Source organism: Nonomuraea ceibae, from assembly GCF_019396325.1.
Lineage (GTDB): Bacteria > Actinomycetota > Actinomycetes > Streptosporangiales > Streptosporangiaceae > Nonomuraea > Nonomuraea ceibae.
Genome location: NZ_JAHKRO010000110.1, coordinates 1 through 22028, shown reverse-complemented (window position 1 = coordinate 22028; position 22028 = coordinate 1). Strand labels below are relative to the sequence as shown.

Sequence of the window (22028 nt, the reverse complement as noted above, 5' to 3'; positions counted from 1 at the left end):
CGTCTCAGACTGTCTGGGACCGTCTCAGGCGATGTAGGCGGCGTAGACCTTCTTCGGCACGACCATCCGCCACGCCTCCACGACCAGCTCGCGCATCTCGGCCTCGTCGAGCGCGGCCATGCGCGCGCAGACCCAGTTGAAGCGCAGGTCGGACTCGGGCGGCAGGAGGAACTTGGCGGGCTCGGCGGCGACCAGCGCGGCCCGCTCCTCCTTCGGGAAGGCGAAGCCCATCACGGTCTCGTCGCGCGAGAACGCCAGGTAGACGATGGCGCCCACGCGGAACTTGACCCGGTCCCTGATCAGGTGCTCCGACGACCTCGGCAGGGTCGCCGCGAGCCGCCGCACGTCCTCGACTGTGACCACGGGGCCACGTTAGCGGTTGCCCTCCGCGGCCGAGATGTCGGCCAGCGCCGAGTTCGGGTCGCGTTCGACGGCCAGGTCGCCGATGCTGAGGATGCCGACGGCGCGGCCGTCCTCGACGACGGGCAGGCGGCGCACCGCGTGCGAGCGCATGAGCTGGACGGCCTGCTCGATGCTGGTGTCGGGGCCGATCGCCTCGACGTCCGACGAGCACGCCTCCTTGACGGGCGTCTGCGGGCCCTTGTCGTCGGCGACGAGCCTGACGGTGATGTCACGGTCGGTCACGATGCCGCGCATCCGGCCGTTGTCGTTGACGATGATCGCGCCGGTGTCGTTGTCGCGCATGAGGGCGGCGGCGGCGCTGGCCGGCTGGTCGCCCTCGATGGTGGCGGGGTGGGCGGTCATCACGTCTGCCACGGTCTTGGCCATGGTGAGCTCCTTGTTCATCGGTGGAGCCTCCCAGCTACCCGCTGTCGGGCCGCTAATCCTGACCGAATAGTGAGACGTTTTCTCTTGAATGGCGAGACAGGTGTTAGCCTGCCGGGGACGATCACGAGATGAGGAGTCCCGATGGACGCCGTCTACACCCACGGTCACCACGAGTCGGTGCTGCGCTCCCACCGCTGGCGCACGGCCGCCAACTCGGCCGCCTACCTGCTGCCCCACCTGGAGCCGGACATGACGCTGCTCGACGTGGGCTCCGGGCCCGGCACCATTGCCGCCGACCTGGCCGCGCGGGTGTCGCGGGTGACGGTGTCGGAGGTGACGCCCGAGGCGCTGGCACTGGCCGAGGCCGAGCTGGAGGCCAGGGGCGTGACCAACGCCGACTTCCGCGTGGCCGACGCCCACGCGCTCGGCTTCCCCGACGGCGCCTTCTCCGTCGTCCACGCCCACCAGGTGCTCCAGCACGTCGGCGACCCCGTCCTGGCCCTGCGCGAGATGGGCCGGGTGACCAGGCCGGGCGGGCTGGTGGCGGCGCGCGACAGCGACTACACCGCCTTCGCCTGGTATCCGCTGCTGCCCGAGCTGGAGGAGTGGATGGCCCTCTACCAGAAGCTGGCCCGCGCCAACGGCGGCGAGCCCGACGCCGGGCGGCGCCTGCTGTCGTGGGCCCGCGCCGCGGGCTTCACCGATGTCACCGCCACCGCCTCCGTCTGGTGCTTCGCCACGCCCGCCGACCGGGCCTGGTGGGGCGGCATGTGGGCCGAGCGGATCCTGCGCTCCGCCATGGCCGAGCAGGCCCTGGCCAGCGGCGCGGCCACCGAGGACGATCTGCGCCGGATGTCCGGCGGCTGGCTGGAGTGGGCCGCGGCCGACGACGCCTGGCTGTCGATCACCCACGGCGAGATCCTCTGCCGCGTGTGACGGGCGGCGCCCGCGACCGGTCGTTCAGAGGCCGAGCGTGCCCGCCCGCTGCCACTGCGGGTCGCGGTAGAGCACCACGTCGGTGCCCTCGATCAGCTCGTCCGGCGCCGACAGCATGGTGATCTCGCCGGCCGCCTGCAGCTCCAGCAGCAGGTCACGCACCCGCGGCCCCACCGGCAGCCGCCCGGCGGGCAGCCGCAGCCCGTCGCGGATCGTGTCGGCGATCTGCGACAGGCTGAACGGCCCGTCGAACCCCGACACCACGCCCCGCACCATCGTCATCGTGATGCGCTCCTCGGCCTCGGCGTGGGCGAGCTGCCAGGTCATCTGCTCGCGCCGGCCGCCCGTGCCGGCGCACGACGGGCAGCGGTGCGTCAGGCCCGGCGCCAGCACCTCCTCGGCCGAGCCGAGGCAGGCCGTGCACAGGTGGTTCTCGGCGGCGTGCAGCTCGGCCGCCATCCGCCCGGCGAACTGCGCGCCGCAGTCGCACGAGTAGGCGTCGCCGAGGATCGTGCCGGACGGTGCGGAGATCGTGTGTTTCGTCATCGCGGGTCACCCTACCCGCGCGCGGCCAGCCCGCGCAGACGGCGCAGCGCCTTGCGGGCCGAGGCCGACACGCGGGCGTCCGGGTGGTGGTCGATGAACACCCTCAGCACCGCCTCCGCGCCCGGATGGTCGGCCAGCGCCAGCAGCGCGACGGTGCCCGCCTGCTCCTCCGGGTCCAGCCCGAGCGCCACCGACTCGACCACCTCGTCCGCCTCGCCGCCGAACTCCAGCAGCGCCGCCGCCATGTCCACCAGCGCCCAGGCGAGCTCGCCCGACCCCGGCCGCCCGTCCCCGCCGCCGCCGGTGCCGTCGCCGCGGTGGTCGCGGCCCAGCCTGGCGGCGACCACCGCGCCCGTCCGGGGCTCCGCCAGCAGCCCGTCGAGCGCCCGGTGGCCGTCCTCGCCGAACCGGGTGGCCAGCAGCTCGATCCCGACCGCCCGGCCCAGCGGGCTCGCCCCGCCGACCGCGGCGGCGATCTCCGCCGCCGCTGCCGCCCGGTCGCGGCCCGCGAGCCAGCCGGCCAGCTCCTCGTCGCGTTCCGGCTCCGGGTACGAGCGCAACCCGTGCAGCAGCGCGGCGGCGTCCCCGCCGGCCAGCGACCCCATGACCGGCACCCGCTGCCCGGTCACCTCGGCGATCAGCTCCCTGCCGGTCCACAGGCCGAGCGGCGTCAGCTCGTACGGCGCGGAGTCCCGTACCAGGCCGAGCCGGGCGAGCGCGGCGGGCGGCTCGCCGGCGGCGGGGTCGCGCGCCAGGAACCGGCGGACCAGCTCCAGCAGCAGCCCCTCCTCGCCGCCGAGCGCGTCCCGGCAGGTCAGCGCCCACGCGCGCAGCACCTGCGCGGGGTCGCCATCGGCGGGGGCGCCGGGCACGGCGGCGGCCAGCTCGCCGTCAGGCGGTAAATGGATGGGCGGCTGGAGTGGCAGAGTGTCATCGTAGGGGGCCATTGCCCCATCCTGTCGGATATTTGTGGAGATCATCTATGCTGTTCCGTCCCGCGGCCGAGTCCGAACTCGACCGCCTGCTCGGCTGCGTCGTCGACGAGCCCGTGAGCTGGGCCGACCCCGACCGGCTGCGCGCCTTCCTCGCGGACGGGCACTACCGCTATGACCGCATCTGGGTGGCCGAGCGCGACGGCGAGATCCTGGCACGGGCCGTGTGGTGGGGGTTCCCCGACTCCGGGCCCCTGGCCCTCGACTGCCTCTACGTCGACCCGTCCGTCCCCGACCGGGTGGAGCTCGCCGCCGACCTGCTGCGGCACGCCCACGAGGCGTTCGGCGACAGGCCCGCCTACCACCTGTTCGTCCCCGCCGGCTGGCGCGACCAGCCCGCCGTCACCGCCGCCGTCGCCTGGCGGTGGGAGGCCGGCGGCCGGGCCGGGCTGACCGACGAGCTCGAACGCCTCCGCTACGCCTGGAAGCCCGGCGCGCCGGTGCCCGAGCCGACCGGCCGGCTGGAGTTCCGCGCCGAGCCCGACGACGAGGCGTTCGCCGAGGCGTTCCGGCAGGCCGCCGAGGGCAGCCTCGACCACCACACCCGCCAGGCCCTGCTCGTCAAGGACGCCGCCGCCGTCGCCCGCGAGGACCTCGACGACTACCTGCGCATGCCGGGGGAGCGGTCCTGGTGGCGGCTCGCCTACACGCCCGGCGGCGAGCTGGCCGGGTTCGCGCTGCCGTCCGCCAACCAGGCCGGGCCCGTCGTCGGCTACCTCGGCGTCCTGCCCGCCCACCGGGGCCGCGGCTACGCCGCCGAACTGCTCGCCGAGATCACCCGCTCGCACGCCGGGCGCGGCGCCACCCGGATCGCCGCCGACACCGACGCCGGCAACGTCCCCATGGCCAGGACCTTCGAACGGGCCGGCTACGAGCTGTTCGCCGTCCGGCTCGTCCTGTCCCCGGATCCCGCGAACCCGTGATGCGGCACCCCGTCCCGCTCCGTCACCCTTGAACGCATGAACTGGGACATCGACCACCTCGACCTCGAGGCGTACCTCACCAGGATCGGTCACGACGGGCCCCGCGACGCCACCCCCGGGACGCTGCGGGCCGTGCACCGCGCGCACGTGACCGCCATCCCGTTCGAGAACCTGGACGCCGTCCTGGGCCGCGGCGTCCCCATCGACCTCAAGTCCGTGCAGGACAAGCTGGTCGGGGGGCGGCGCGGCGGCTACTGCCACGAGCACAACCTGCTGCTCGCCGCCGCGCTCGAACGGCTCGGCTTCCCCGTGACGCGCCACCTCGCCCGCATCCGGCTCGGCCGCCCGCACCTGCCCCGCTCCCACGCCGTCCTCACCGTCGAGGCCGGCGGCTCCCGCTGGCTCGCCGACGCCGGCTTCGGCGGCGACGGGCTCGTGGAGCCGCTGCCGCTCGCCGACGGCGCCCACGCGGCGCTGGGGGAGTGGCGCTGGCGGCTCGGCCGCGACGGCGGCTTCTGGGTGCTGCACGCCGGGTCCGCCGAGCTGTACGCCTTCCGCGAGGACGAGCCGCAGTACCCGAGCGACTTCGAGATGGCCAACCACTACGTCGCCACCCACCCGCGATCGCCGTTCGTCCGGCACGTGCTCGCCCAGCGCACCGTGCTCTCCCCGGACGGTCACGCCGCCCGGGTGCGCGTCGGGGACCTCGGCGCCACCACCGCCCGCGAGCTCGCCGACGCGCTCCGGGACCGGATCGGCATCACGATCACCGAACAGGACGCGGCCCCGCTCCTGTCCCGCCTCACGGGGTGACCGCTCCTCTCCGCTCCAGGACGCCGGTGCGCATGAGGTGAAGCCCGGTGGCCAGCACGCGGAACGTGTAGAGCAGCGGCTTCAGCTCGCCGTTCTTCCCGTACAGCCGCCACTGGGTGCGGGCGAAGCCGAGGTAGTGGTGCGCGTCCGCCAGCCAGCCGGGCAGTTTCACAGGTGGTCCCTCCGTACGTCGATCAGGAACGCCTCCACGGCGGCCCGGTCGGGCCGATCCGGCAGCACGGACCGCGCGCCGGCGAGGTCGGCGGCCAGTTCGGCGCGCCAGGCGTCCACCCGCTCCCAGGGCACCTCGCCGCGCCGGACGGCGAGCAGCCGGTCGCGGTGCGCGCCCACGTCGACCAGCGGCTCGCCGTGCCGCACCAGGTGCAGGCCGCTGATCAGCAGCCGGATCATGTGCATCGCCTGCTTCCACTTGGGCGCGGCCGGGTCCAGGCGGCGGAACTGGGCGTCGGCGTAGCCGGTGAACGTCTCGTGGGCGCGCCGCGACAGGAACGCGCCGCGCAGCTCGCGCAGCCGCCGCCCCTCGGCCGTCTCGATCTCGACGATCGGCGACCACAGGCACTCCAGCACGGTCGGGTTCGCGTCCAGCGCCAGCCGGCAGAACCGCTCGACCTCCCACGAGAACTGCTCGGGCAGCGGCCCGTCGCGATGCGTGACCGGCTTGTCCAGCCGCCAGAAGTCCGCCGTCGGCGCCACGAACACGCCCCGCCGGTCGGTGTCGGACGCGCCGGTCCGCAGCCCGTACGCCCGCGAGCCCGTCACGACGGAGAGGATCAGGTCATCGTCCACCTGGCCACCTTGCCAGGCCGCCCCCGCCGCATCGTGAGCAGGGTGGAAAGGATCTCCCCGACACCCGGGCCCGAAGGGCTTGCACAGCCCGGAGGGGCCTGGTCTGATCAGGAAGTGCGAGGTTATGAGGCTGCCTATCGGCAGAGCATCGAGGACCCCGAGACGTTCTGGGGCGAGGCTGCGCGCGGGATCGACTGGGACGTGCCGCCGGAGCGGGCGGCCACCGAGGGCGGCTGGTTCGCCGGGGGCAGGCTCAACACCTGCCACAACGCCGTCGACCGTCATGTGGCCGCGGGCCGGGGCGGGCAGGACGCGCTGATCCACGACAGCCCGGTCACCGGCACGGTGCGCCGCTACACCTACGCCGAGCTGCTGGAGCAGGTGTCCAGGACGGCGGGGATGCTGCGCGGGCTCGGTGTCGGCCGGGGCGACACCGTGGTGATCTACATGCCGATGGTGCCGGAGGCGGTGTTCGCGATGCTGGCCTGCGCCAGGATCGGGGCGGTGCACTCGGTGGTGTTCGGCGGGTTCGCGGCCGGTGAGCTCGCGGTGCGGATCGACCACGCCCGGCCCAAGGTCGTGCTGTCGGCCTCGTGCGGCATCGAGCCGTCCCGGACCGTCGCGTACAAGCCGCTGCTCGACGCGGCGCTGCGGCAGGCCGCGCACCGGCCGGAGCGTTGCGTGGTCCTGCAGCGGCCGCAGGGCCCGGCCGAGCTGAGCGAGGGCCGCGACCTCGACTGGGCGCGGGCGGTGCGGGAGGCCGAGCCCGCGGAGTGCGTGAGCGTGGCGGCGACCGACCCGCTGTACGTGCTCTACACCTCCGGCACGACCGGGGTGCCCAAGGGGGTGGTGCGCGACAACGGCGGGCACGCGGTCGCGCTGCACTGGAGCATGTCCCACGTGTACGGGGCCGCGCCGGGGGAGGTCTTCTGGGCCGCCTCCGACGTGGGCTGGGTGGTCGGGCACTCCTACATCGTGTACGGGCCGCTGCTGGCGGGGTGCACGACCGTGCTGTACGAGGGCAAACCGGTGGGGACGCCGGACCCGGGGGCGTTCTGGCGGGTGGCCTCGACGTACGGGGTGCGGACGCTGTTCACGGCCCCGACGGCGATCCGCGCCATCAGGAAAGAGGACCCATCAGGAAATTTCGCCAAAAAGTGGGACTTGTCGGCACTGCGCTACCTCTTCCTGGCCGGTGAGCGCCTCGACCCCGACACCTACCACTGGGCCGCCGGCCTGCTCGGCGTCCCGGTGATCGACCACTGGTGGCAGACCGAGACCGGCTGGCCGATGGCCGCCAACTGCGTCGGCATCGAGGAGCTGCCCGTCAAGCCGGGCTCGCCGACCAAGCCCGTCCCCGGCTACGACGTGCGCGTCCTCGACCAGGAGGGACGCGAGTGCCCGCCCGGCGCCGAGGGCGCGGTCACCGTGCGCCTCCCGCTGCCGCCCGGCTGCCTGCCCACGCTCTACCGCGACGACGCCCGCTTCGCCGAGTCCTACCTGTCCCGCTACCCCGGCCACTACCTGACGGGCGACGGCGGCTACGTGGACGACGACGGCTACCTGTACGTGATGGGCCGCGTCGACGACGTGATCAACGTGGCCGGGCACCGGCTGTCCACCGGCGCGATGGAGGAGGTGGTCGCGGCGCACCCGGACGTCGCCGAGTGCGCGGTGATCGGCGTGGCCGACGAGCTGAAGGGCCAGCTCCCGATGGGGTTCGTGGTGCTCAAGGCGGGCGCCGGGCGCGATCCGGCCGAGGTGGAGCGCGAGCTGGCGGCGATGGTGCGCGAGAGGATCGGCCCGGTGGCGGCGTTCCGCACGGCCGTGGTGGTGCCGCGGCTGCCCAAGACCCGCTCGGGCAAGATCCTGCGCGGGACGATGCGCGACATCGTGGCGGGGCGCGCGTACCGGGCGCCGTCCACGATCGAGGACCCGGCCGCGCTGGCGGAGATCGCCGAGGCCGTCACGGACCGGTGAACTCCACGGTGAATCACCCAAAGAATCACCATAAAAAGCGTCATGATGGGATTTCTCACGCTCTTCGGAGACGCGCATGACGGACATCCTCAGCTACGCCGACGCCCTGAAGATTCTCGGCTGCGACCAGAGCCGCCTCGTCAAACTCGTCGACCTCGCCTCGACCGTGTCGCTGACCGGCTGGGCGCTGGCCGGCGGCGCGCGCCTGCCGATGGGCCTGCTCGACCTGCGCGCCGACGTGGTCCGCTACACCGAGGACGTGGTCCGCCGGATGACCGGCCGAGGCGGCCACCGCTTCGAGCGCACCCGGCGGCTGGCCGCGGCCCACGCGGTGATCGTCGTGTCGGCGTACTTCGAGGCGCTGGGCGAGGCGCGGCTGCCGGTCGGGCTGGAGTCGCTCGACCACACCGCCCACCCGGGCACCGGTCCCGCCGAACGGTTCGCCGCCCTGGTGGAGAGCCTGCTGCTGACCCCGCTGCCGATGCCCGAGCCGCACCGCCCGTACGAGGAGACCCGGCAGGCCGTCCAGCGCGTCCACCAGCGGATGTCCGAGGCGGTCACCGCCTACGCGCGCGGGCTGCCCCTGTGGGAGAAGCTGCGCGCGGGCGACCGCACCCGGCTGCCGATCCTGCTCGCCGACGGCACCGCCGCGCAGGCGCTGCGCGTCTACGACGAGGACTACCGGCTGCTCAGCCGCGACAACCCCGAGTTCGGCATGTGGAGCCTGGTCACCGAGACGCCGCCGCTCGGCGCCGGCCTGTCGCGGGTGGCGCGGCTGCTGGCGGAGCTGGCCCCGCCCCGCCTGGGCGACCGGCCGATGATCCACCTGGTGCGGCTCGCCGCCACCGCCCTGGACCAGCCGCTCATGTCGGGCGGCACCGCGCCCGAGGACGTCACGCTGCCGCTGCTCGGCGAGGGCTACATCAGCCCCCGCTGCCGGGTCGCGGAGATGACCCGCGAGGCCACGCCCGCCGCCCGGAGCTGGTGGAACGACCGCCGCCGGCTGCCCGACGCGGAGGCGTTCCTGGTCGGCCACCTCACCTCGCTCGGCGCCACGCAGGCGCCGCTCGTCGTGCTCGGCGAGCCCGGCGCGGGCAAGTCCAAGCTGGCCGAGGTGCTCGCCGCCCGGCTGGCCGGCTCGGAGTTCCTGCCGATCAGGGTCGAGCTGCGCCACGTCGTCGCCGAGTCCACCGTCATCTCCCAGATCGACCAGGGCCTGCGCAACGTGCTCGGCGAGGAGGTGCGCTTCGAGGAGCTGGTCGACGCGGGCGGCGGCGCGCTGCCGGTCGTCATGCTCGACGGCTTCGACGAGCTGATCTCCAGCCGCCACGACTACCTGGAGCAGATCCAGGAGTTCCAGGCCGGGCAGTACCGGGTGGGCAGGCCCGTCGCGGTGATCGTGACCGGCCGCACCGTGCTCGCCGACCAGGTCAGGTTCCCCGAGGGCGTGCTGGCGCTGCAGCTCCAGCCGTTCGAGGAGGACCAGGTGCGGCGCTGGCTGGACATCTGGGACCAGACCAACCGGGCGCTGCTGGCCCGCCACGACCGGGTGCCGCTGAGCGCCGACGCGGCGCTCGCCCACGGCGAGCTCGCCACCCAGCCGCTGCTCCTGCTGCTGCTCGCGCTGCACGACGCCACCGGCGACCCGGTGCGGCCCGACGGCACCGGCATCGGCCGCGCCGCCCTGTACGAGTCGCTGATCCGCGACTTCGCCCAGCGCGAGGTGGCCAAGGACGCCGCGGCGGGCGGGCTGCCCCCGGCCCGCCAGCGCGCCCTGGTCGACCGGGAGCTGGTGCAGCTCGGCGTGGTGGCGCTGTCGATGTTCGCTCGCGGCCGGCCGGTCGCGGCGGAGGCGGCGCTGGACGCCGACCTGGCCGCCGTGTGCGGGCAGGCCCGCCGCGACGCCGGCGGCACCGTCAACTGGGCCCGCCGCGCCACCCGCCGCTTCTTCTTCGTGCACCGCACCGAGCCCGGCGACCGGGTGCCGCGCTACGAGTTCCTGCACGCCACGTTCGGCGAGTTCCTCGTCGGCTGGCTGGCCGTCCACGCGGTGCGCGAGCTCGTGCGGCGGCACGACCTGCTCGACAGCGAGCTGGCCGCCGCCCCCGCCCAGGACCTCGACGACGACCTGCTCTACGCCGTCACCTCGTTCTCCTGCCTGGCCGAACGCGGCCCGGCGATCGGCTTCGCCGTCGAGCTGCTGTCGGCGTTGCCCGCCGACGTGCGCGCCCGCGCGGTCAGCCTGCTCGGCGCGCTGCTGCGCGAGTCGCTGCACGAGCGCCGCCGCCGCTCCTTCACCGCCTTCGAGCCCGTACGCCATCCCGTCACGCGGCGGCTGGCCGCCTACTCCGCCAACCTCACCCTGCTGTACGCGGCCGCCGCGGGGGAGCCGGTCCGCGTCTCGGAGCTGCTCGGCGACGGCGACCACCTGGCCCGCTGGGCCTCGTACGCGCATCTGTGGCGCAGCCAGCTCGGCGAGGACGGCTGGAACGGGCTGCTCGCGGCGCTGCCCGCGCAGCGCGTGTCGGAGGGCGGCGAGCGGGACGTGCTGCTGGGCGGCGCCCCCGAGCCGCCCGCGGCCGAGGGGCTGAGCTGGTGGTTCGACCACCGGATGCGGCAGCGGGCCACCGTGCTGCGCCACCGCACCCGGGCCTTCGCCGAGCGCCCCTACCTGCTCAGCCTCGACACCGACCTGCTGGCCGACCTGCTCGCCGACGACGCCGACCTGCCGCTCGTGCTGCGCCCGTCGGGGAACGTGGCCAGCGCCACCCACCTGGTGCAGGAGCTGCTGACCGGCGGCCCGGCGGGGCCCGAGGAACGCGTCGCCCTCTACCTGGACGCGATCGGCGCCGTCACCGCCGCGAACATCTCCGGCGGCGGTCGGCTGCTCGGCCTGATCGCGCACGCGGTCACGCTGGACGGCGGCGCGCTGCCGTTCGCCGAGCGCGGCCGCATCCTCAGCGAGCTGCTGCACGGCGGCGCCGAGCACGCGCTGCTGCGCCCGCTCGTCGAGTCGATGATCGCCGAGCGGTTCGAGAGCTGGGAGAGCCTCGTGCAGGCGGGCATCCCGGAGGACGTGCTCCGCAAGATCCACAGCCCCTAGGCGGCCGGGAGCTCGACCGTGATCGTCAGCCCGCCCTCCTCGCGGGGCCGGGCGACGACCGTGCCGCCGTGCGCCTCGGCGATCACCCGGACGATCGACAGCCCGAGCCCGCTGCCGCGCTCGGAGCGCAACCGGTCGCCGTGCAGCCGCCGGAACGGCTGGAAGATCGTCTCGATCTCGTACGGGGGCACCTGCAGCCCGGTGTTGGCCACGACCAGCTCGACCTGCTCGGCCCGCTGCCGCGTCGTCACCCACACCTCGCCCTTGGGGTGGTTGTGGCGGATCGCGTTCTCCACCAGGTTCTGCACCAGCCGCTCCACCAGCACCGCCTCGCCGGCGGTCGGCGCGGCGTCGAGCAGCCGGTGGATCGTCACCTCCCGGTCCTGCGCCTCGGCGGCGGCCAGGTCGAGCACGTGCTCGGCCACGTCCGTCAGGTCGAACGGCCGCCGGTCCAGCACCGCCTGCTCGCCCTCGGTCAGCGCCAGCAGGCCGTCGATGAGCCGCTCGTGCCGGGCGTTGACCAGCAGCAGCGACTCGCCGAGCCGTTTGACGTCCTCGGTCGCGTCCGGCCGCCGCACCGCCACGTCCACCAGCGTCCGGTTGATCGTCAGCGGCGTGCGCAGCTCGTGCGAGGCGTTGGCGACGAAGCGCCGCTGCCCGTCGAACGAGCGGGCCAGCCGGTCGAGCATGGTGTCGAAGATGTCGGTCAGTTCCTTGACCTCGTCGCGCGGCCCCCGCCAGCCGATCCGCTCGGTCAGGTCGTGGCTCTGCGCCACCCGCCGGGCGGTCTCGGTGGCGTGCCGGACCGGGCGCAGCGCCCAGCCGGCGGCCCGCCAGCCCAGCGCGAACGCCACGGCCGCGCCGCCCAGCACGACGAGCGCGCCGACGGTGCGCACGTTGGCGAGCGTGTCGCGCTCGTACACGGCGCGCACGTGCATGACGCGGTCGCGGGTGAACTCGTAGACGGTGCTGTAGCGGTGGGTGATCCAGCCGGCGTCGCGGACGTAGTCGGGGGTGATGAGCCCGGAGCGGTAACTGAGGCTCTGCTGCACCACGACGTGCACGCCCGCCAGCACCAGCACGCCCGCCACGAGGAACACCCCGGCGCAGGCCAGGCCGAAACGCAGTCGGACGCTCATGGGATGCGATACCCCGACCCCGGCACCGTCTCGATGACCTGCGGCTGGCCGAGCTTCTTGCGCAGCTTCATCATCGTGGTCCGCACGGTGTTGGTGAACGGGTCGATGTGCTCGTCCCACACCTTCTCCAGCAGCTCCTCCGCCGACACCACCGCGCCCCGCGCCCGCAGCAGCTCGGCCAGCACGCCGAACTCCTTGCGCGCCAGCGGCACGTACCGGCCCTCGCGGAACACCTGCCGGTGCGCCCAGTCCAGCCGCACCCCGGCCCGCTCCAGCATCGGCGGGTCGGCCCGCCTGGCCCGCCGCCCGAGGGCGTGCACCCGCGCCAGCAGCTCCTCGAACGCGAACGGCTTCGGCAGGTAGTCGTCGGCCCCCAGCGACAGCCCCGCCACCCTGGAGCGCAGGTCAGACGCGGCGGTCAGCATGAGCACCCGCACTAGCCAGCCGTGCTCCACCACGTGCGCGCACACCTCGTCCCCGTGCCTGCCCGGCAGATCGCGGTCCAGGATCAGCACGTCGTAGTCGTGGACGCCCAGGCGTTCCAGCGCGGACTCCCCGTCGTAGGCCACGTCCACGGCGAGCGCCTCGTTCCGCAGTCCCTCCGCGATCGAGTCGGCGAGCATCCGCTCGTCCTCGGCGATCAAGACACGCACCTTGGCCCCCAAAGATCCATAAATGAAGAACAGTGTGACCTTAGAGGCATAACGCCGACGTAACCACTTCAGGTGACGCCCGGGTTATGCGCCCGGCGCTGGACTTTCTCCCCTCCGGCCGGGATCCGCCCGGCCCGCCCGGGGGAGTGCCGCATGGCCGCGCACCGCCTGTTCGCCGTCGTCCTCGCGCTCGCCGCCGCCCTGCGGGTGCTCGTCATGCTCGGCTACGACACCGCGATGGTGTACTGGTACGACTCGTTCACGTACCTGGACACGGCGGTCCACCTGCAGCCGCGCGGGGCCTTCCACCCCGCCGGCTACTCCGCGTTCCTGTGGCTGATGCGGCCGTTCGGCAGCGTCGAGCTGATCGCCGGGGTGCAGCACGCGATCGGCCTCGGCATCGCCGTCATGATCTACGCCCTGCTGCGGCGGCGCGGGCTGCCCGGCTGGGGGGCCACGCTCGCCGCCGTGCCCGTGCTGTTCGACCCCGCGTTCGTCAGGCTGGAGCACGCCATCCTGTCCGACCTCCAGGTCATCGCGCTCGTCGTGGCCGCGCTGTGCGCGCTGATGTGGCGCGAGGAGGTCACCTGGCGGGCCGCCGCGCTCGCCGGGCTGCTGCTCGCGCTCGCCGGGGTCACCCGCACCGCCGCCGCGCCGCTGATCGGCCTGGCCGTCCTGTGGCTGCTGCTGCGCCGCGTCCCGTGGCGGGGCGTCGTCGCGCTCGCCCTGGCGGGCGCGCTGCCGCTGATCGGCTACGCCGGCTGGTACGCCCAGCACAACGGCCGCTTCGCGCTCAGCGGCTCCGACGGCGTCGCGCTCTGGGCGCGCACCATGACGTTCGCCGACTGCTCGATCATCAAGCCGCCGCCCGAGGAGGCCCCGCTCTGCCCCAACGGCACCGTCCTGGACGCCGCCTCCGAGTACGTGTGGGCGCCCGGCGCGTCGCTCAACCGGCTGCCCGGCGGCCGGTTCGCGCACAACGACCTGGCCCGCTCCTTCGCCGTGCGCGCCATCGCCGCCCAGCCGCTCGACTACCTGCGCGAGGTGGCCGCCAACACCGCGCTCGCCTTCACCTGGGAGCCCGTGCCGCACCCCGACCGCATGACGCCCACCTCCCGCTTCCCGTACGGCACCTGGACCCTGCCGGGCAACCCGCTGGTGGACAAGGTGCGCGCCGAGTACGACCCGGACATCCGCGGCATGCGCTCGGTGGAGCCGTTCGGGTCGATCCTGGCCGCCTACCCGTACCCGTGGTTCCTGCACGGGACGCTGTTCGGGGTGGTGCTGCTGGCCGGGGCGGCGGGCTCGATCGGCCGCCGCCGGGCCGCGCTGCTGCCCTGGACGTTCGCGATGTTCCTGCTCGTCGCGCCGGTCGCCGCGCTGGACTTCGACCACCGGTACGTGCTGCCCGCCATCCCCCTGGCCGCCGTGGCTGCCGCGCTGGCCGTAGCCGCGATACCGCGTCCGCGGCATCGCGCGCCCGTACGGGAACGCGTTACCGTGCCCGTATGAAGACCTTCGCCCTGGTCTGCGGCATGGGCGTGGTCGTGGTGTACTCGACCCTCCTGGCCACCGGCAACCAGCCGGACGCCCGGCCGCTCGACCTGGCCGGCTACGTGCTGCTGGCCGTCGCCGCGCTCGGGCTGGCCTGGCTGCCGCGCGACCCCGTGGCCGCGCTCGTCGCCTGCGCCGGGGCGGCCGCGCTCTGCTTCGTCCAGGGCTACGCCTACGCGTTCTGGTGCGCGCCCGCGCTGATCGCCGTGTTCGCCGCCATCGACGCCGGGCGCCGCGCCGCCGGGTGGGCCGGGGCGGCGTTCCTGGTCGCCGTGCCGCTGACCGGCGCGATCGCCCACCCCTCGGCGGACCGGCTCGTCGGCGTCGTCATCTGGGCGCTGCTCGTCCTCGTCGTCGCCCAGCCCGCCGAGGTGTCGCGGGCCCGCCGCGACCACACCGCCGAGGCCGAGCGGCGCGCCGCCGACGCCGAGCGCACCCGGGAGGAGGAGGCGCTGCGGCGCGCCCAGGAGGAACGGCTGCGGGTCGCCAGGGAGCTGCACGACGTCACCTCCCACACGATCTCGGTCATCGCCCTGCACGCCGCCGTCGCCGCCGAGGCGGTGACCCGCGCGGGCGGGCCGCCCGAGGCCGCCGCGGCCCTCCAGGTCATCCGCGCCTCCAGCCGCCAGGCGATGACCGAGATGAAGACCATCCTCGGGATTCTCCGCCCCACCGCGGCCGGGGCGGGGGAACGGCAGCCGCAGCCCGGGGCGGCACAGCTCCCCGCGCTGGCCGGGAGCGCCGGGCTGCCCGTCACGCTGGAGGTCGCCGGGGCGCGCCGGGACCTGCCGCCCGTCGTCGACCTGGCCGTCTACCGGATCGTCCAGGAGGCGCTGACCAACACGCTCCGGCACGCCGCCGCGACCCGCGCCGCCGTGACGCTCACGTACGAGCCGGACGCCGTCCGCGTGCGCGTCGAGGACGACGGCGCCGGAGCCGCCCCGGCCTCGCCCGGACCGGAGCCCGAGCAAGCCCATGCTCGCGGGCAGGCTCAGGGGCACGGCCTCACCGGGATGGCGGAGCGCGTCGCGGCCGCCGGCGGGCGGCTGAGCACCGGTGACGGGCCCGCGGGCGGGTTCCGCGTCGACGCCTGGCTGCCCGCGTGATCACCGTACTGCTCGCCGACGACCAGCCGCTCGTCCGCGCCGGCCTGCGCGCGCTGATCGACCCCGAGGACGACTTGTCCGTCGTCGGCGAGGCCGCCGACGGCCGCGACGCGGTCCGGCAGGCCGCCCGCCTCGACCCCGACGTGGTGCTCATGGACATCCGCATGCCCGGCCTCGACGGCCTGGCCGCCACCCGCGAGATCGCCGCCACCCGCACCCGCGTCGTCGTGGTCACCACCTTCGACCTCGACGAGTACGTCTACGAGGCGCTGCGTTCCGGTGCGAGCGGCTTCCTCGTCAAGGACGCCGACCCCGCCGAGATCCGGCACGCCGTCCGGGTGGCCGCCCGGGGCGACGCGCTGCTGTCGCCGGGGGTCACGCGGCGGCTCATCGAGGAGTTCACCGCCCGCCCGCCGGACCTCAGCCCCGCCCGGCTCGCCCCGCTCACCGCCCGCGAACGCGAGGTCCTGACCGGCGTGGCGCGCGGGCTGACGAACGGGCAGATCGCGGGGGAGCTGTTCATGAGCCCGGCCACGGTCAAGACGCACGTGAACCGGATGATGGCCAAGCTCGGCGTGCACGACCGGGCGCAGCTCGTCGTCCTCGGTTACGAGACCGGCCTGGTCCGTCCCGGCCGCCCCTGAGCCGGGCCGGAACCCGCCCATCGGCCAGGCCGTCACCAGAGCCCCGGACGGCTCGGGGACGGCCCGGCTGCTGGGCGTCCGGGAGGTCGGGCTGGTTCGAGGCTGCCGTTTCGGCGGATTGTTACGTAAAATTCGGGCATCGCGAGTGTTGGGGGCGCCAGGGTGCCGAGACAGGGCGTGGGTGTGGTGGTCGATCCCACCGTGCCGCCGGAGGTCGCCGGGATGCTGCGGGGCAGCGGGGCGCTCCTGTCGAGGTTCAGGGCCGGCTGGGTGCCGCCCCCCGTGGAGCCGATCGAGCGGCCGCGCGGCCCGTCGAGCCTCGCGCTGCTGGCCGCCACCCCGGTGGTCGTCGCGGTGGTGGCGGTGCTGCGGGACACGCCGCTGTCCGTGCTGGGGTTCATGGTGCTGGCGATGTTCGTGCTCGTCGTCCTGTTCAGGATCGCCGGCATCAGCGAGGTGCCCGAGGACGACCGGCCGCGCGAGCGGGCCGTCTACGAGCAGGCCCGCTGGTACGAGGGTCGCTACCTGTTACCCGGGGACTTCGACGAGGACGCGGCCCGGATGCTGGCCCGGGCGCAACGGGCCATCGGCACCGTCCTGCGCTCCCACGTCAACGCCGAGGGCCTGCTGGACGACGCGCGCAACGCGGTGATCCTGCCCGAGCAGGAGTGGGAGCTGGCCAGGCTGCTGGCCAAACTGTCGGCGCTGCGCGCCGAGCACCGCGAGCTGACGGAACGCGGCATCGCCCCCGAGGTCGCCGCCGTCGTGCGCCCCCTGGACAACGCCCTGGCCGGCAGCGAGGCGGCCATCCTGGCCCGGGTCGAGGCGCTGGAACGTTACGCCCGCCACGTCGCCGACGCCGAGCGCGCCTACCACGCGCGCGCCCAGATCGAGGAGCTGCGCGCCCGGCTGCCGCGCTACGAGGAGCTGCTGGCCGAGTCGGGCGCCGACGCGCTGGCCGTGCCCGAGCTCGACCGGCTCAGCGAGGACGCCGAGGACGTCGAGCGGGCGCTGCGGCGCAGCGTCACCTCCGCGCACGAGGCTTTTCGCTATCTGGAGAGCTGACCCGCGCCGGACGGCGTGAGCTGACCGCAGGGCCTGCCGCCGGGACAGAGCGCCACATAGGATCAAAAATGTGCCCGGTCGTCCTGCGAAGGTGATAGTCGAGCCCACTGTTCCAGCCGCGACCGCCGACCTGCTCCGCGGCAACCGCAAACTGCTGCTGCGCGTCCGTTCCGGCTGGGTCCCCGCGCACCGCCACCCGCCCGCCGTCGGCCTGGTGACCCGGACGGTGGCGACCGTCGGGGCGCTGATGGCGATGTCCGCCGGGCTCGGGTTCTTCCTGGCCGGCCGCTACACGCCGTTCGTCGCCGTGATGACGCTGGCCGCGCTGCTGGCCGTCGCCGTGCTGGCCAGGCCCCGCCCGGACGCCGAGGTGGAGCGGCGGCACGAGATCGAGCGCCAGGTCTACGACAGCGCCCGCCGCTACGCCGGCCGGTTCGTGCTGCGCGAGGACCTGGACGAGGCGGCCCGCGCCCTGATGACCCGGGCCCAGACGGCCGTCGACGCCGTCCTGGACTCGAACGTGCACGCCGAAGGGCTGCTCGACGACATCCGCAACGCGGTGATGCTGCCCGCCCAGGAGTGGGAGATCGCCCGCCTGCTGGCCAAGCTGTCGGAGCTGCGCGCCGAGCATCGCGGGGTGGTGGCCGAGGGCATCACCCCGGAGGTGGCGGCCGTCGCCGAGCCGCTGGCCCAGGCCCTCGACAGCAGCGAGGCCGCCGTGCTGGCCCGCGTCGAGGCGCTGGAACGTTACGCGGGCCACGTCGCCGACGCCGAACGCGCCTACCGCGCCCGCGACCAGATCGAGCGGCTCGGCGCCCGCCTGTCCAGTTACGAGGAACTGCTGGCCGAATCGGGCGCCGACGATTCGGCCGTGCCCGAGCTGAGCCGCCTGGCCGAGGACGCCGGCCGGCTGGAACAGGCCCTGCGGGACAGCGTCACTTCAGCCCAGGAGGCATTCCGCCATTTACGCGAATGAAATGCGTAATTACCGATAACCAGCAGGAGAATGAAGCCGGCAAAGAGAAATTCCCCTAGGATCCCGATTTGTGGAAGTGGTGGTGGATCCGGGGGTGCCGCCGGAGGACGCGCAACTGATCCGGGACAGCGGCAAGGTCCTGACCCGGATGCGGCGTGGCTGGGTCCCCCCGCCGCCGCCCCCCGCCAAGCGCCGCGGCGTCGGCATGATCATCGCTGTGGTGGCCGCCGGAGCCGCCCTCATGGCGCTCGGCGCGATGCGCGGAGGCGTCGGGCTGCTGCTCATCTTCATCGGCATCCCCGTCCTGGTCGCCGCCTTCATCCGCACCGACCTCTCCGACGATGACGACGAGGCCGTCGTCGACCGGCAGATCTACGAGCAGCTCCGCTGGTACGAGGGCCGCTACGTGCTGGCCGACGACCTCGACGAGTCGTCCCGCAGGCTGCTGGCCCGCGCCCAGAAGGCGATCAAGGCGGTGACCGAGTCGGCCGTCAACATGGAGGGCCTGCTCGACGACGTACGCAACTCGGTGATGCTGCCCGCCCAGGAGTGGGAGATCGCCCGGCTGCTGGCCAAGCTGTCGTCGCTGCGCACCAAGCACCGCCGGACCGTGACCGGCGCCGTCACCCCCGAGGTCGCGGCCGTGGCCGAGCCGCTGGCCCGGGCGCTCGACAGCAGCGAGGAGGCCGTCGTGGCCCGGGTCGAGGCGCTGGAACGTTACGCCGCCAACGTCGCCGAGGCCGAGCGCGCCTTCCGGGCCCACCACCAGATCGAGGAGCTGCGCGGGCGGCTGCACCAGTACGAGGAGCTGGTGGCCGAGTCGGGCGCCGACGGCTTCGCCGTGCCGGAGATCGAGCGGCTCAGCCGCGACGCCGACCAGCTGGAGCAGGCCCTGCGGCGCAGCCTCAACTCCGCCCACGAGGCCTTCCGCTATCTGGAGCCCTGACCCGCGATCCCCTGGGCGTCCTGGCAGGTGCGTACGAGCAGGTCGGCCAGCACGTCGGCGGCGTCGACGCGGCCCAGCTTGCGCGCGGCCTCGCCCATCGCCGCCCGCAGCTCCGGATCGGTCAGCAGCGGCATCAGCTCGGCCAGCAGGTCGTCGGCCGTCGGGTGCGGCTCCAGCAGCGCCCGCCCCGCCCCCGAGGACATCAGGTAGGCGGCGTTCTTGCGCTGCTCGTCACCGCCCGTCGGGATGAGCGGGATCAGCACCGACGGCTTGCCGATCGCGGTCAGCTCCGACACGGTGCCGGCGCCGCTGCGCGCGATCACCACGTCGGCCGCCGCGTACAGGTCGGGCAGCTCCGAGCCCACGTACGGCACCGGATGGTAGCGGTCGGCCAGCGCCGGCGGCAGCTCCACCGCCCGCATCTGCTCGATCCAGGCCGGCCCGCACTGGTGCACCACCTGGGCGTGCGGCAGCAGCCGGGGCAGCAGCTCGGCGATCAGCGTGTTGATCTGCTTGCTGCCCTGCGCGCCGCCCGTCACGTAGATCAGCGGCACCTCGAACGTCAGCCCGAACAGGTCGTAGGCGGCTGCCCGGTTGCCCTGCAGCAGCTCCGGCCGGACCGGGTTGCCCGTCACGACCGCCTTGGAGCGCGCCGAGGCCGGCAGGTAGTCCAGCGACGACTCGTGCGACAGCGCGATCCGGGTCGCCAGCCGCGACAGGATGCGGTTGGCCAGCCCCACCACCGTGGTCTGCTCGTGCATGACCAGCGGCCGGCGGATCAGCTTGGCCGCCACCCCGATCGGCACCGCCACGTAACCCCCGGTCGACAGCACCACGTCGGGCAGGTAGCGGGCGGCGTGCCCGATCGCCTGGAACACGCCCACCGGGATGCGGAACACGTCGGCGACGTTGGTGCCGAGCTCGCGCAGGTTGGGCCGGCGGCGCAGCTTGCCCGTGGTGATCGCCTTGAACGGGATGCCGTGCTCGGCGGTGAGACGGGCCTCCAGCCCGCCGGCCGTGCCCACCCAGAGCACGTCGTGCGGCACCTGGTGACGCCGCAGCGCCGCCAGGGTCGTCAGAGCCGGGTAGGTGTGACCGCCGGTGCCGCCGCCGGTGATCAGCAGTCGCAGGGTTCGTGACATGCGCTCAGACTATGGCCGCACAGCGGAAACCCGTGTGCCCGGTGGCGGAGTCGGGGGTGTTGGAGGTGCGCGCCGCCACCCGGTAGCGGTTGCAGTAGGAGTCGTGGCACATGTACGAGCCGCCGCGGATCACCTTGGCCTCGCCCTGGGCCGGGCCGGTCGGGTTGTCGGCGTACGGCTCCCACTCGACGCCCCACCAGTCGGCGGTCCACTCCCACACGTTGCCGGAGACGTTGTAGAGGCCGTAGCCGTTGGGCTGGAACGACTTGACCGGCATCGTGCCCTTGCTCGGCGCCGACGGGAAGTGGCCCTGCCAGATGTTGCACCGCTGCCGCCCCTTCGGCGCCAGCTCGTCGCCCCACGGGTAGCGGGCCCGCTCCAGGCCGCCGCGCGCGGCCATCTCCCACTCGGCCTCCGTCGGCAGCCGCTTGCCCGCCCACGCCGCGTAGGCGCTCGCGTCGTGCCACGACACGTGCACGACCGGGTGGTTCTGCCGGTGGCCCACCGAGGAGCCCGGCCCCTCGGGCGTGCGCCAGGTGGCGCCCTCCACCCCGGCCCACCACGGCGCCCCGGGCACGCTCGCCTCCAGGACGCCCCGGCCGGCGAACTGCCGGAACACGAACGACCAGCCGATGCGCTCGGCCTCGGTCACGTACCCGGTCTCCTTCACGAACGTGGCGAACTGCGCGTTCGTCACGCACGCCGGGTCGATGAGGAACGGCTCCACCCGCACCCGGCGCACCGGGCCCTCGCCGTCCTCCGGGCGGCCGTCGGGGTCGTCGCCGCCCATCCAGAACTCGCCGCCGGGGATCCGCACCATCCCGCGCGGCGGCTCCCGCCGCACCGTCACGGGCCCGGGTGCGGGCGTCGGCACCGGCGTCGGCGTCGGCACGGTGAGCACCTCGTGCGCCGCCGTGACCGCGCCCGCCCCGCCGCCCGTCTCGCCGACAGCCCCGCCGCCCGCGCCGGACCCGCCGGGCTCCCCGGCCGCCTCACGGCTCGGACCGCAGCACGCGCCCATCCCGGCCCCCCTCTCACGTGTGTCGTGGCCTCTAGGAAGGGTAGTCGCCCTGCCATGCGCACGATCACGCGGCCGCCGCGCGCGAACGCCGCCGAGACACTGCGGCTGGGCCTCACCCTGGTCCTGCCGGCCCTCGCGCAGGGCGTCATCGTGCGCCGCCCGCTCATGGTCCGGCTGGCCGCGCTCACCCGCGCCGACGACCGGGCCGTCCGGCTGCTCGCCCGGCTGCGCGCCCGCCACGGCGACGGCCCGCTGCTGGTCCGGGTGCCGCTGCGGGGCTGGGCGGTGCTCGTGCTGTCGGCCGCCGACGTGCGGCGGGTGCTCGACGACCGCTCGCTCACCCCGGCCAACCGGGAGAAACGCGGCGCCCTCGGCCACTTCCAGCCGGACGGCGTGCTCATCACCCCCGAGCCGGAGCTGCGGGAGCGGCGTCACGACTACAACGAACGGGTGCTGCTCCCCGACTTCGGGCCGGTCGCGCGGGCCGCCGCCGAGGAGGCGGCCACGCTGCCGCACCGGGGCGTGCTCACCTGGACGGACTTCCACGCCGCGTTCTGGCGGCTGGCCCGGCGCGTCGTGCTCGGCGACGGCGCCCGCGACGACGTGACCCTCACCCGGATGCTCGACCGGCTGCGCGGCGACGCCAACTGGTTCTACCTGCGCGGGCGCCGCACCGACGTGTACCGCGCCTTCCGGCGGCGGCTGGACGGCCACCTGGCGCGCGCCGAGCCCGGCAGCCTCGCCGCCGCCCTGGCCGCCACCCCGGCCCCCGCCGACGTGTGCCCGGAAGGCCAGGTGCCGCACTGGCTGTTCGCCTTCGACGCCGCCGCCATCGCCGCCTACCGCGCCCTCGCTCTCCTGGCCACCCACCCACCCCCCAGAATCGCCCACCA

The 22028-nt window shown here is 74.4% G+C and carries 22 protein-coding genes; 12 read left to right on the top strand and 10 right to left on the bottom strand.

Going from position 1 to position 22028, the window contains the following annotated elements; all coding sequences use genetic code 11:
• Positions 1–24 precede the first annotated feature (24 nt).
• The gene (locus KME80_RS40335) at positions 25–363 is read right to left on the bottom strand and encodes an MmcQ/YjbR family DNA-binding protein (RefSeq protein WP_219514969.1); all 339 of its coding nucleotides are present in this window, start codon (positions 361–363) and stop codon (positions 25–27) included.
• Positions 364–372: 9 nt separating this feature from the next.
• Complete coding sequence (locus KME80_RS40330; RefSeq protein ID WP_246646543.1) at positions 373–807, bottom strand: CBS domain-containing protein; 435 nt, start codon at positions 805–807, stop codon at positions 373–375.
• 123 nt (positions 808–930) lie between these two features.
• Between KME80_RS40330 and KME80_RS40325 the strand changes: the two genes are divergently transcribed.
• On the top strand, positions 931–1725 hold the full coding sequence (locus KME80_RS40325; protein ID WP_219514967.1) for a class I SAM-dependent methyltransferase: 795 nt from the start codon (positions 931–933) through the stop codon (positions 1723–1725).
• Between the two features lie 24 nt (positions 1726–1749).
• On the opposite strand, the gene KME80_RS40320 is transcribed toward KME80_RS40325, so the two are convergent.
• Together KME80_RS40320 and KME80_RS40315 are read right to left on the bottom strand one after the other, a co-directional pair.
• Complete coding sequence (locus KME80_RS40320; protein WP_219514965.1) at positions 1750–2271, bottom strand: hypothetical protein; 522 nt, start codon at positions 2269–2271, stop codon at positions 1750–1752.
• 11 nt (positions 2272–2282) lie between these two features.
• Positions 2283–3218: a hypothetical protein gene (locus tag KME80_RS40315; RefSeq protein WP_219514963.1), complete on the bottom strand. Its 936-nt coding sequence runs from the start codon at positions 3216–3218 to the stop codon at positions 2283–2285.
• A 35-nt stretch (positions 3219–3253) separates the two neighbouring features.
• Here KME80_RS40315 and KME80_RS40310 point away from each other — a divergent pair, with 35 nt between their 5' ends.
• Both KME80_RS40310 and KME80_RS40305 read left to right on the top strand, forming a co-directional pair.
• Positions 3254–4186 (top strand): GNAT family N-acetyltransferase, encoded by a 933-nt coding sequence (locus KME80_RS40310; protein WP_219514961.1) that lies wholly within the window; start codon positions 3254–3256, stop codon positions 4184–4186.
• Between the two features lie 36 nt (positions 4187–4222).
• Positions 4223–4999: an arylamine N-acetyltransferase family protein gene (locus tag KME80_RS40305; protein ID WP_219514959.1), complete on the top strand. Its 777-nt coding sequence runs from the start codon at positions 4223–4225 to the stop codon at positions 4997–4999.
• Here the strand turns inward: KME80_RS40305 and KME80_RS40300 are convergent.
• Together KME80_RS40300 and KME80_RS40295 are read right to left on the bottom strand one after the other, a co-directional pair.
• Positions 4989–5171 (bottom strand): DNA polymerase beta superfamily protein, encoded by a 183-nt coding sequence (locus tag KME80_RS40300; protein WP_308126128.1) that lies wholly within the window; start codon positions 5169–5171, stop codon positions 4989–4991. The genes KME80_RS40305 and KME80_RS40300 overlap by 11 nt on opposite strands.
• Positions 5168–5806 (bottom strand): nucleotidyltransferase domain-containing protein, encoded by a 639-nt coding sequence (locus tag KME80_RS40295; RefSeq protein WP_219514951.1) that lies wholly within the window; start codon positions 5804–5806, stop codon positions 5168–5170. Before KME80_RS40295 ends, KME80_RS40300 begins: the two co-directional genes overlap by 4 nt.
• A 114-nt stretch (positions 5807–5920) precedes the next feature.
• Between KME80_RS40295 and KME80_RS40290 the strand changes: the two genes are divergently transcribed.
• Together KME80_RS40290 and KME80_RS40285 are read left to right on the top strand one after the other, a co-directional pair.
• On the top strand, positions 5921–7786 hold the full coding sequence (locus tag KME80_RS40290; RefSeq protein ID WP_219514949.1) for a propionyl-CoA synthetase: 1866 nt from the start codon (positions 5921–5923) through the stop codon (positions 7784–7786).
• A gap of 76 nt (positions 7787–7862) precedes the next feature.
• On the top strand, positions 7863–10889 hold the full coding sequence (locus KME80_RS40285) for an NACHT domain-containing protein (RefSeq protein ID WP_219514947.1): 3027 nt from the start codon (positions 7863–7865) through the stop codon (positions 10887–10889).
• Here the strand turns inward: KME80_RS40285 and KME80_RS40280 are convergent.
• Positions 10886–12028 carry a sensor histidine kinase gene (locus tag KME80_RS40280; protein ID WP_219514945.1) on the bottom strand — a complete coding sequence of 381 codons (1143 nt, stop codon included), beginning with the start codon at positions 12026–12028 and terminating at the stop codon, positions 10886–10888. The two genes, KME80_RS40285 and KME80_RS40280, sit on opposite strands and share 4 nt — an antisense overlap.
• A complete protein-coding gene (locus KME80_RS40275) occupies positions 12025–12681 on the bottom strand; it encodes a response regulator transcription factor (RefSeq protein WP_219514943.1) in 657 nt (218 codons plus the stop codon). Before KME80_RS40275 ends, KME80_RS40280 begins: the two co-directional genes overlap by 4 nt.
• Before the next feature lie 153 nt (positions 12682–12834).
• Here KME80_RS40275 and KME80_RS40270 point away from each other — a divergent pair, with 153 nt between their 5' ends.
• The 6 genes from KME80_RS40270 to KME80_RS40245 all read left to right on the top strand — a co-directional run bounded on the left by KME80_RS40270 (position 12835) and on the right by KME80_RS40245 (position 18972).
• A complete protein-coding gene (locus KME80_RS40270) occupies positions 12835–14193 on the top strand; it encodes a hypothetical protein (protein ID WP_219514941.1) in 1359 nt (452 codons plus the stop codon).
• Positions 14190–15341 carry a sensor histidine kinase gene (locus KME80_RS40265; RefSeq protein ID WP_219514939.1) on the top strand — a complete coding sequence of 384 codons (1152 nt, stop codon included), beginning with the start codon at positions 14190–14192 and terminating at the stop codon, positions 15339–15341. Before KME80_RS40270 ends, KME80_RS40265 begins: the two co-directional genes overlap by 4 nt.
• Complete coding sequence (locus KME80_RS40260; RefSeq protein ID WP_219514938.1) at positions 15338–15985, top strand: response regulator transcription factor; 648 nt, start codon at positions 15338–15340, stop codon at positions 15983–15985. Before KME80_RS40265 ends, KME80_RS40260 begins: the two co-directional genes overlap by 4 nt.
• A gap of 183 nt (positions 15986–16168) precedes the next feature.
• Entirely contained in the window at positions 16169–17050 is an 882-nt protein-coding gene (locus KME80_RS40255; protein ID WP_219514936.1) for a hypothetical protein, read from the top strand.
• Between the two features lie 70 nt (positions 17051–17120).
• The gene (locus KME80_RS40250) at positions 17121–18026 is read left to right on the top strand and encodes a hypothetical protein (RefSeq protein WP_308126127.1); all 906 of its coding nucleotides are present in this window, start codon (positions 17121–17123) and stop codon (positions 18024–18026) included.
• A gap of 70 nt (positions 18027–18096) precedes the next feature.
• Positions 18097–18972, top strand: coding sequence for a hypothetical protein (locus tag KME80_RS40245; RefSeq protein ID WP_308126126.1), 876 nt, complete (start codon positions 18097–18099; stop codon positions 18970–18972).
• Here KME80_RS40245 and KME80_RS40240 read toward each other — a convergent pair.
• Together KME80_RS40240 and KME80_RS40235 are read right to left on the bottom strand one after the other, a co-directional pair.
• The gene (locus tag KME80_RS40240) at positions 18957–20114 is read right to left on the bottom strand and encodes a UDP-N-acetylglucosamine--N-acetylmuramyl-(pentapeptide) pyrophosphoryl-undecaprenol N-acetylglucosamine transferase (RefSeq protein ID WP_219514935.1); all 1158 of its coding nucleotides are present in this window, start codon (positions 20112–20114) and stop codon (positions 18957–18959) included. The two genes, KME80_RS40245 and KME80_RS40240, sit on opposite strands and share 16 nt — an antisense overlap.
• A 4-nt stretch (positions 20115–20118) precedes the next feature.
• Positions 20119–20934: a formylglycine-generating enzyme family protein gene (locus tag KME80_RS40235; RefSeq protein ID WP_219514981.1), complete on the bottom strand. Its 816-nt coding sequence runs from the start codon at positions 20932–20934 to the stop codon at positions 20119–20121.
• Between the two features lie 255 nt (positions 20935–21189).
• Here KME80_RS40235 and KME80_RS40230 point away from each other — a divergent pair.
• Positions 21190–22028, top strand: an 839-nt coding sequence (locus KME80_RS40230) for a cytochrome P450 family protein (RefSeq protein ID WP_504739733.1), incomplete at its 3' end; no start/stop codon positions are given.